At 49.0% G+C, this 9,489-nt stretch carries 11 protein-coding genes; all 11 read left to right on the forward strand.

From position 1 onward, the window contains the following. The first annotated feature begins 3 nt into the window (after window positions 1–3). The 11 genes from P404_RS0108330 to pth all read left to right on the forward strand — a co-directional run bounded on the left by P404_RS0108330 (window position 4) and on the right by pth (window position 9,437). On the forward strand, window positions 4–771 hold the full coding sequence (locus P404_RS0108330; protein ID WP_026830504.1) for a TatD family hydrolase: 768 nt from the start codon (window positions 4–6) through the stop codon (window positions 769–771). Continuing rightward, window positions 768–2,060, forward strand: a complete 1,293-nt coding sequence (locus P404_RS19045; RefSeq protein ID WP_026830505.1) for a 3D domain-containing protein — start codon at window positions 768–770, stop codon at window positions 2,058–2,060. Before P404_RS0108330 ends, P404_RS19045 begins: the two co-directional genes overlap by 4 nt. 66 nt (window positions 2,061–2,126) lie before the next feature. Continuing rightward, window positions 2,127–2,687: a ribonuclease M5 gene (rnmV, locus tag P404_RS0108340; protein WP_081809576.1), complete on the forward strand. Its 561-nt coding sequence runs from the start codon at window positions 2,127–2,129 to the stop codon at window positions 2,685–2,687. After that, window positions 2,684–3,562, forward strand: a complete 879-nt coding sequence (gene rsmA, locus P404_RS0108345) for a 16S rRNA (adenine(1518)-N(6)/adenine(1519)-N(6))-dimethyltransferase RsmA (protein WP_014969094.1) — start codon at window positions 2,684–2,686, stop codon at window positions 3,560–3,562. The genes rnmV and rsmA overlap by 4 nt, the downstream gene beginning before the upstream one ends. An 84-nt stretch (window positions 3,563–3,646) precedes the next feature. Then, entirely contained in the window at window positions 3,647–3,886 is a 240-nt protein-coding gene (locus tag P404_RS0108350; RefSeq protein ID WP_012368950.1) for a Veg family protein, read from the forward strand. Between the two features lie 96 nt (window positions 3,887–3,982). Further along, entirely contained in the window at window positions 3,983–4,843 is an 861-nt protein-coding gene (gene ispE / locus P404_RS0108355; RefSeq protein WP_014969096.1) for a 4-(cytidine 5'-diphospho)-2-C-methyl-D-erythritol kinase, read from the forward strand. Between the two features lie 69 nt (window positions 4,844–4,912). Then, the gene (gene purR / locus P404_RS0108360; protein WP_014969097.1) at window positions 4,913–5,752 is read left to right on the forward strand and encodes a pur operon repressor; all 840 of its coding nucleotides are present in this window, start codon (window positions 4,913–4,915) and stop codon (window positions 5,750–5,752) included. A 161-nt stretch (window positions 5,753–5,913) separates the two neighbouring features. Next, window positions 5,914–6,225: a septation regulator SpoVG gene (gene spoVG / locus P404_RS0108365; protein ID WP_026830507.1), complete on the forward strand. Its 312-nt coding sequence runs from the start codon at window positions 5,914–5,916 to the stop codon at window positions 6,223–6,225. Window positions 6,226–6,392: 167 nt separating this feature from the next. Continuing rightward, window positions 6,393–7,742: a bifunctional UDP-N-acetylglucosamine diphosphorylase/glucosamine-1-phosphate N-acetyltransferase GlmU gene (gene glmU / locus P404_RS0108370; protein ID WP_026830508.1), complete on the forward strand. Its 1,350-nt coding sequence runs from the start codon at window positions 6,393–6,395 to the stop codon at window positions 7,740–7,742. A 63-nt stretch (window positions 7,743–7,805) separates the two neighbouring features. After that, window positions 7,806–8,762, forward strand: a complete 957-nt coding sequence (locus tag P404_RS0108375; protein WP_014969100.1) for a ribose-phosphate diphosphokinase — start codon at window positions 7,806–7,808, stop codon at window positions 8,760–8,762. Between the two features lie 117 nt (window positions 8,763–8,879). Then, on the forward strand, window positions 8,880–9,437 hold the full coding sequence (gene pth, locus P404_RS0108380) for an aminoacyl-tRNA hydrolase (protein ID WP_014969101.1): 558 nt from the start codon (window positions 8,880–8,882) through the stop codon (window positions 9,435–9,437). Window positions 9,438–9,489 lie beyond the last annotated feature (52 nt).

Consider the following 9,489-nt stretch of genomic DNA (forward strand, 5'->3'; position numbering starts at 1 on the left):
TTTATGTTGATTGATACACACACACATTTGAATTCTGATCAGTTTGATGGAGATGTTGATGAGACGATTGAGCGGGCACGCGCCAATGGTGTTTCACCGATGATCGTCGTTGGATTTGACCACAAGACGATCGACCGGGCGATGGAGCTCGTCGAACACTATGATGATCTCTACGCAGTCATCGGATGGCATCCTGTTGATTCGATTGATTTTGATGACGCCGCTTATCAGAAAGTCGAACGTTTGATGGACCATCCGAAAGTCGTCGCATTAGGAGAAATCGGTCTTGACTATCACTGGGATACGTCACCGAAAGACGTTCAAGAAGAAGCGTTCCGAAAACAGATTCGCTTGGCAAAACAAAAAAATAAACCGATCGTCATCCATAACCGTGAAGCGACGGAGGATACACTTCGGATTTTGGAAGAAGAAGACGCAAAAGAAGTGGGAGGAATCCTTCACAGTTATAGTATGAGTGCAGAATTACTCCCCCGTTGTTTAGCGATGAACTTCTACATCTCGTTAGGCGGACCGGTGACATTTAAAAATGCGAAGACACCAAAACGTGTGGCGCAGGAAGTGCCACTTGATCGTTTGTTGGTCGAGACGGACTGTCCTTATCTGACACCCACACCGTACCGGGGAAAGCGTAATGAACCGGCGTATGTCCGATTCGTGGCAGAAGAGATCGCACAGCTGCGTGGTATGATGTATGCCGATATCGAACAAGCGACCACTGAAAACGCGAAGCGCGTCTTCCGGCTTCCATGATTCGATCGATAGCGTATATGACGATCGGCTGTACATTGCTTCTGATCGCAAGTGTATTGTATTTGGCGATGGACCACCCGCGTGACATCACGATCATGGTGGATGGTCGGGAAACGAAGATCGAGACGCTCGAGACGTCGGTCTATGGTGTCTTGAAGGAAGCCGGCATTTCAGTTCGGGCACAAGATGAAATCGAACCGGCACTCAGTGCGGATCTTCCGGACAATGAGTTGATTGTCATTCGTCCCGCAAAAGAAATCACATTGATCATGGGATATGGAGAAGCACAAACCATCCGGACGCAAGCACGCCGAGTCGATGATCTATTAAAAGAACGTGGGATCGAGCAGATGGAGACGGATGACATCTATCCGTCGAAGGATGCCGTCTTGACGACTGGAATGACGGTCCGATACCGTGAGGCGTTCCCACTTGAATTGATCGTAGAAGGAAAGGCTCGTTCACTGTATACGTATCAGACGACGGTACGTGAGCTCCTCGCGATGCAAGGGATCAAACTTCAACCGGAAGACAACGTCTCTCCGGGTCTTGATACGGTCGTCGTAAAGGACATGCTCGTCACGGTCAATACGACACGACGCGCCGTTCTGACGGAAGAACAATTGTTACCGTTTGAAGTCGAGACGATTGAAGACGAGACGTTACCGGCCGGTGAGCAATTGGTGACAAAAGCGGGGCGTCCCGGCATCCGGACACAAAAGTATCAGTTGACGCTCGCTGACGGACTGAGTAAAGAAAAGAAATTGATCACAAACAAAATCACGAGCCAGCCGGTCAAGCAAGTCGTCAAAGTCGGGACGAAGCCGGTCGCATCCGTCGAGGCAGTCGAAACGACACCGGCTCCGGTCTTTGATACTGAAAAAGCGACGGTACCTTTAGCGGAAGCACCTAAAGCAGCCACGGATCTAGACTTTAAAAAAGCGAAAACCCTGATGGTCGAGGCGACCGCTTATACGAACGATCCTGCTTCGAACGGGAGTCGGCTGTATGATGGACGCGCCTTGACGGCGACGGGGTATGACGTGACGGATACGATCACCTATCAAGGATTACCGATCATCGCCGTTGATCCAAAAGTCATTCCGCTCGGGACAAAAGTGTATGTCGAGGGGGTAGGTCTTGCGATTGCCCTCGATACCGGTGGTGCCATCAAAGGGAATAAAATCGATGTCCTCGTTGATGGAGAGACGACCGCTAAACAGTTTGGTCGAAAGACGATCCAAGTCTGGGTCATTCCTAACGAGACGACAGCGGAAGCGGGCAATTGACGCTTCCTTGTTTTTTTTATCAAAACAGGTACAATTACGGAAGTGTTTGAAGAAGGTGGAGAAGACATGATGCGGGAACGCTTAAAAGAAGTCATCGTCGTCGAAGGACGCGATGATACGACACGGTTACAAGAAGTATTCGATGTCGATACAATCGAAACAAACGGGTCTGCCGTCAACGAGCAGACGTTACAACGGATCGCAAAAGCGCTTGAACGTCGTGGTGTGATCGTCTTTACGGATCCTGATTTTCCAGGAGACCGGATTCGGGCACGGATCAACGAGCGGGTGCCGGGCTGCAAGCAAGCCTACCTGCCACGGGCCGATGCGAAAGACAAACGCGGGAAAATCGGAGTCGAACACGCTTCACCGAAAGCGATTGAACGGGCACTGGAAGCCGTCTACGAAACAGAAGAACACCATATCGCGGAAGTGACGCGGGAGATGATTCTTGCAGCCGATTTGATTGGTGGACCGGCCGCCTCAAAACGTCGGAAACGACTTGGACAGGTGCTTTCGATCGGAGAGCCAAATGCCAAACAATTGGTCAAACGGGTGGCATCGATCCGGATCACCAAACAAGAATGGGAAGACGCGTTGAAACAGATAGAGGAGGAACAAGATTGAAAGACATCGCTACATTGCACCGGACTAAGGAAATCCTGGCGAAACACGGATTTTCATTCAAAAAGTCCTTAGGGCAAAACTTTTTAATTGATTTAAACGTACTCGGTAACATCGTCGGCGCCGCCAACTTAACACCTGACAGTGGAGTGCTTGAGATTGGTCCCGGTATCGGTTCGTTGACGGAACAATCAGCGAAACAGGCGAAAAAGGTCGTCGCACTCGAAATCGATCAACGGTTATTACCGATTCTCGAAGATTCGCTCGCCCCGTATCCCCATGTCAAAGTCATCCACGGCGATGCGCTCGAGCTCGATCTTGAGACAATCGTCGATCAAGAGTTCACACAACAAGGCATTACCGATCTTGCCGTCGTCGCCAATCTTCCATATTATGTGACGACGCCAATCATCATGCGCATTCTTGAAGCGCGGACTCCATTCCGGACGCTCATCATGATGATTCAAAAAGAGGTGGCTGAACGGATTGGCGCGAAACCCGGGACAAAAGCCTATGGTTCGCTATCGATTGCGATTCAATACTATGCGGAGGCAGAAGTCTGCTTTACCGTCCCGAAACATGTGTTCATACCGGCACCGAACGTCGATTCAGCTGTCATTCGCCTGAATATCCGAAAAGAACCCGCCGTCAAGACGCTCGATGAGAAATTGTTCTTTGAAGTGACACGTGCGAGTTTCGCGCAACGCCGAAAAACGATTTTAAATAACTTGTCGAGTCATTTCGGAAAAGCAGAAAAAGAAGCGGTCGAAGCAGCGTTACATGAAGCGGGGATCGATCCCCGCCGCCGTGGTGAGACACTGAGCCTGCAGGAATTCGCACAGCTAGCCGACGCACTTTTACCGATTAAAAAACGTTGACGGTAGACAAAAGAACGGATATAATATTCGCTCTTTCTAATATTTAATTCATATGCTATAATAAATATTAGTGAGGTGAAGCGTATGCCAAAGACGTTGAACGAAATCAGACATGTGTTTGAAACACATGTTGGTGAAAGACTGACGCTAAAAGCAAGCGGCGGTCGTAAAAAGGTCGTAACCCGAATCGGAACGCTCGTTGAGACGTATCCATCGGTGTTTGTAGTCAAGCTAGACGCAGAGCGCCACAATGTCGAGCGAGTTTCTTATAGCTATGCCGACGTGTTAACAGACTCCGTACAAATCGAATTTGCGAATTCGTAAACTTACCTTCCGAAGCGGACAGAAATGTTCGCTTCTTTTTTTGTGCAAAGGTTGATACAATTCGTACAGGATACGTACTAGAGGAGGAACGGCACGATGACGATTATTGTAAAAGCTCCAGCAAAAATCAATTTAGTATTGGATGCGACGGCGAAACGTCCGGACGGTTATCATGATGTACATATGGTGATGACGACAGTTGATTTGGCAGACCGGTTGGAATTGACGGAATTACCTTCTGGTGAAATTCGGATGAATGCGCAACATGCGTATGTACCGAACGATGAACGGAATTTAGCGTATAAAGCGGCGGCGGTTTTAAAGGAACGGTTTAACATCCGAAGTGGAGTTGAAATCTATCTCGAAAAACATATTCCGGTCGCAGCCGGTCTGGCCGGCGGCTCAAGCGATGCGGCCGCGACGTTACGTGGCTTGAATGAGTTGTGGAAACTGGATTTGACGCTCGAACAGTTAGCAGAGATCGGGGCTGAAGTCGGATCGGATGTTCCGTTTTGTGTGATGGGCGGGACGGCGATCGCGACGGGACGCGGGGAACAGCTTGAAAAATTAGTATCCCCTCCACCCTGTTGGGTCGTCCTTGCGAAACCGACGATTGGTGTGTCGACGGCGGATGTCTATGGAGCCCTTGATCTGACGACAGCGGAGCGACCGGATGTCGAGGCGATGATCCAAGCCGTCAAGGCGCAGGATTTCAATGGCATCTGTGACGCACTCGGAAATGTGTTGGAATCGGTGACGTTACCGATGCATCCGGAAGTCGAACAGATCAAAGCGTTCATGACGAGTTGCGGGGCGGAAGGTGTTTTGATGAGCGGAAGTGGTCCTACTGTCTTTGCGCTGACGGAACACGAAAACCGAGCGCAACGTCTGTACAATGGCTTACGAGGTTTTTGTAATGAAGTCTACGTCGTTCGTCTTTTAGGGGAAAATCATTGATAAATTCCGTATGAAAATGATATATTCACTAGTGAATATTCGGAATTACGGAGAGGTGGAACGATTTAGATGAAAATTCGGAGAAGTGGTCGGTTGGTAGACATGACACGTTACCTGCTGGACCATCCGCATCATCTAGTCTCATTGACGATATTCGCGGAGCGTTACAAATCTGCGAAATCTTCGATCAGTGAAGATTTAGATATTGTCAGTGAAATGTTAGAGCATGAAGGCACAGGGCGACTCGTGACGGTCCCGGGAGCTGCCGGAGGGGTCATGTTCATTCCGACATGGAGTAGCGCAAAGGCGTTACCGTTCATCGATGAGTTATGTGAACGTGTAGCACGGCCGGATCGATTACTGCCAGGTGGGTATCTCTACTTAACAGACTTGCTCGGAGATCCACGAATGGTGAAACAGATGGGGCAAGTGTTCGCCTCTGTCTTCAGCCAGAAAAAGGTCGATGTCGTCATGACGATCGCGACAAAGGGAATTCCGTTAGCTTACGCCGTCGCCGAACAGTTAGGTGTGCCGTTTGTGATCGTCCGCTCGGATAGCCGGGTCACGGAAGGTTCGACCGTCAGCATCAACTATGTGTCCGGTTCATCAAAAGCAATTCGGACGATGGCGCTCGCACGACGCAGTTTGCCCCGTGGTGCCAATGTCTTACTGATCGATGATTTCATGAAGGCCGGCGGAACGATTCGCGGCATGATGAGCCTCCTCAGTGAGTTCGAAGCGAACGTAGCCGGAGTCGGTGTACTGATTGAAGCGGAAGGTGCCGAGAAAAAGATGGTCAATGAGTATGTCAGTCTGATGAAGCTTGCCGACGTCGATGTCGATCTTGGACAGATTCAAGTGAAGCGTGGGAACGTCGACCAGTATTTCACAGATGGTGACAATATCTAAATTTGACACACATTTTTTTTGTAACTATACTGTAATTATCAAACTTTTGGAAATTATGCGTAAAATGATTGGCAAAAGCTAAACCTTTGAATGTTTTAAGCCGTAAGTAGAAGTAGACAACGAAGAGTTGTGACAACGGTTATAAAAGGGGTGCGGACAAAATGAATGTCACCGACGTCAAGATTCGTCGCGTCGTAGCTGAGGGTCGAATGAAAGCACTGGCCTCGATTACGCTCGACCACGAATTCGTGGTACATGATTTACGCGTGATCGAAGGGAACAGCGGTCTTTTCGTCGCGATGCCGAGTAAACGAACACAGGAGGGCATCTTTCGTGATGTCGCCCATCCAATCAATGCATTAATGCGAAAAAAGGTCGAAGATTCAGTATTAGAAGCATATGCGGTACGCGAGGATCAGGACGAGACGTCAGAGCGTGAACTGACGGTGCTCGAAGTCACCGATCATTCGTAATTCAACGGACAGGTCCCTAGCGATGGGAGAACCTGTCTTTTTTTGCGTATTTTCGTGATTTCTGCTCTCCCCTGTGATTGATTCGTCGCGCCATTTTCGTTATAGTGGGAACGAGTGGACTATTTCAGAACGAAATCATCACTAATTTATATGGAGGAGCGACAAGGATGAATCATTTCGCGGTAATTCTAGCAGCGGGTAAAGGCACTCGGATGAAATCAAAGCTCTATAAAGTACTTCACCCAGTAGCTGGGAAGCCTATGGTACAACATGTCGTTGATCAATTGACGACACTCGGTGTCACACGTCAAGTCGTCATCGTCGGTCACGGTGCAGAGGCTGTCAAAGAAGTGCTCGGCACATCGGTGGAATATGCACTTCAAAGTGAGCAGCTTGGCACGGGTCATGCTGTTCAGATGGCGGAACCTGTACTGGGTCACGAAACGGGTTCGACTCTCGTCGTGTGTGGGGATACCCCACTCCTAACAAGTGCGACGTTAGAATCGTTGCTGCAACATCATGCCGAAACAGGCGCGAAAGTGACTGTTTTGACGGCACATGCCGATGATGCAACGGGCTACGGACGAATCGTCCGTGGTGAAGACGGAAACGTCTCGAAAATCGTTGAGCATAAGGATGCGAACGCAGAAGAACTTCTCATCAGAGAAATCAACACAGGCACGTACGTGTTTGATAATGAAATGCTTTTCGCAGCGCTAAAACAAGTCAAAAACGATAACGTCCAAGGTGAATTCTATTTACCCGACGTCATCGAAATCGCGAAAGCCGACGGCGAAACGATTGCCGCCTACGCAGCATCGACGTTCGAAGAGACGATTGGCGTCAATGATCGGGTAGCGCTTGCGCAAGCAGAAACATCGATGCGGAAACGGACAAACGAACATTGGATGCGTCAAGGTGTCACGTTCGTCGACCCTGCTTCAACGTACATCGGACCAGATGTGGTGATTGGTTCTGATACCGTCTTGTACCCGGGGACACAATTGCTTGGTAACACAACAGTTGGCTCGGAATGCATCATCGGACCGAACTCGGATATTCGCGATAGTACGATTGCAGATCACGCGGTTGTCCGTCAATCGGTTGTCACGGATAGTCAAATTGGACCAGCAGCACAAGTCGGTCCGTTTGCTCACCTACGCCAACAAGCGATCCTCGGTGCAAATACCCGTGTCGGCAACTTCGTTGAAGTGAAAAAATCAACGTTTGGAGAAGGTAGCAAATCTGCACACTTAAGTTATGTTGGCGACGCGACGATCGGCAAAAACGTCAACTTAGGGTGTGGTTCGATCACGGTCAACTATGATGGAACAAATAAGTTTGAAACGGTCATCGGAGACGACGCCTTCATCGGCTGTAACGTCAATTTGATCGCCCCTGTCACGGTCGGTAAAAATGCGCTTGTCGCAGCAGGATCGACCGTCACGGATGATGTTCCTGACAATGGTCTCGCGATCGCACGGGAGCGTCAGACGACCAAACCGGATTACCGTTAATTTTATTCGTTCATTACCTGTCGCTCTACTCGTCTAAACCAAACAAATGGAGGCCACCTAACCATGTCTACTGTCTTAGAACATGAAATTCGTATTTTCGCACTTAACTCGAACAAACCACTGGCAGAGGAAATCGCTAAAGTCATCGGGATTCCTGTCAGCGAAAGTTCAGTCAAACACTTCAGTGATGGCGAAATTTCAATGAACATCGAAGAAAGCGTCCGTGGTGATGATATCTACATCATCCAATCGACAAGCCAACCGGTCAACGAAAACTTGATGGAGCTCCTCATCATGATCGATGCGTTAAAACGAGCTTCTGCTCGGACGATCAACGTCGTCATTCCGTATTACGGGTATGCGCGTCAAGACCGTAAAGCGCGTTCGCGTGAGCCGATCACAGCGAAACTCGTCGCGAACTTGCTTGAAGTCGCAGGGGCGACACGCGTCGTGACAATGGATCTCCATGCTGCCCAAATCCAAGGTTTCTTCGATATTCCAGTAGATCAATTAATGGGTGTTCCCTTGCTTGCTTCTTACTTCGAGAAGAAGAATATCGACCCGAACGAACTTGTCATCGTTTCTCCGGATCATGGCGGTGTGACGCGGGCTCGTAAATTAGCAGAACAATTAAAAGCACCGATCGCGATCATCGACAAACGCCGTCCGAAACCAAACGTCGCGGAAGTCATGAACATCGTCGGGCAAGTTGATGGGAAAATCGCCATCATCATCGATGACATCATCGATACAGCCGGCACGATCACGCTTGCTGCCAACGCGTTGATTGAAAACGGAGCAAAACAAGTCTATGCCTGCTGTACGCACCCGGTTCTGTCAGGTCCAGCGATGGAGCGAATCGAAAACTCGGCAATCGAAGAGCTTGTTGTCTTAAACACAATCGATTTGACGAAACGTGAATGTGCAAGCAAAATCAAACAAATTTCAGTCGCACGGTTGCTTGCAGAAGCGATCATCCGTGTCCATGAACAAAAATCAATCAGCCCGCTCTTTAGCTGATTTTAAACAGATATGCACGCCAAGGTCCGGTTTTTAGAAATCGGACCCTTGTGCGTTGGTGTTTTTCATCATCCAGGCGAGATGTGATTTTGTCTGTGAACTTAAGGAGGTGACGGTATGAAATGTATCGTCGGTTTAGGAAATCCAGGGGCCAAATATGCCAATACCCGCCACAACATCGGATTTTTGGCGGTTGATGCCTTGGCAAAAGAACATGGTATAAAATTAACGGAGTCGAAGTTTAAAGCAGTCTTCGGAACGGGAATGATGAAAGGGGAACGGGTCCTTCTCGTCAAACCATTGACATATATGAACTTGTCCGGTGAAGCCGTGCGACCGTTACTCGACTTTTATAAAATCGCGGTCGAGGACGTACTGGTCATCTATGATGACCTGGATCTTCCGCTCGAGAAGATGCGTCTGCGTTCTAAAGGAAGTGCTGGTGGTCATAACGGGGTCAAATCATTGATTCAACATTTAGGGACACAAGACATCAAACGGCTGAAGTTAGGGGTCGGGCGTCCGCCGGCACCGATCCAAGTCATTGACTGGGTCTTGATGCCATTTGCAAAATCAGAACAGGTGACGTTGCAACATGTGTTGGCTGATTCTGTAAACATCGCAACGGATTTCATCGATACGCCATTTTTAGCGTTGATGAATCGTTATAACTGAACAAAACGCTTTGGATGTCCAAAGCGTTTTTGCTGTCGTCCTAGGAGGGGAA

The sequence above is a fragment of the Exiguobacterium antarcticum DSM 14480 genome, from assembly GCF_000685865.1.
Lineage (GTDB): Bacteria > Bacillota > Bacilli > Exiguobacteriales > Exiguobacteriaceae > Exiguobacterium_A > Exiguobacterium_A antarcticum.

Bases quoted from the DNA above. Each gene is read 5' to 3' on its own strand.
- P404_RS0108330 (WP_026830504.1), top strand. From the start codon at position 4: ATGTTGATTGATACACACACACATTTGAATTCTGATCAGTTTGATGGA.
- P404_RS19045 (WP_026830505.1), top strand. From the start codon at position 768: ATGATTCGATCGATAGCGTATATGACGATCGGCTGTACATTGCTTCTG.
- rnmV (WP_081809576.1), top strand. From the start codon at position 2,127: ATGATGCGGGAACGCTTAAAAGAAGTCATCGTCGTCGAAGGACGCGAT.
- P404_RS0108350 (WP_012368950.1), top strand. From the start codon at position 3,647: ATGCCAAAGACGTTGAACGAAATCAGACATGTGTTTGAAACACATGTT.
- ispE (WP_014969096.1), top strand. From the start codon at position 3,983: ATGACGATTATTGTAAAAGCTCCAGCAAAAATCAATTTAGTATTGGAT.
- purR (WP_014969097.1), top strand. From the start codon at position 4,913: ATGAAAATTCGGAGAAGTGGTCGGTTGGTAGACATGACACGTTACCTG.
- spoVG (WP_026830507.1), top strand. From the start codon at position 5,914: ATGAATGTCACCGACGTCAAGATTCGTCGCGTCGTAGCTGAGGGTCGA.
- glmU (WP_026830508.1), top strand. From the start codon at position 6,393: ATGAATCATTTCGCGGTAATTCTAGCAGCGGGTAAAGGCACTCGGATG.
- P404_RS0108375 (WP_014969100.1), top strand. From the start codon at position 7,806: ATGTCTACTGTCTTAGAACATGAAATTCGTATTTTCGCACTTAACTCG.
- pth (WP_014969101.1), top strand. From the start codon at position 8,880: ATGAAATGTATCGTCGGTTTAGGAAATCCAGGGGCCAAATATGCCAAT.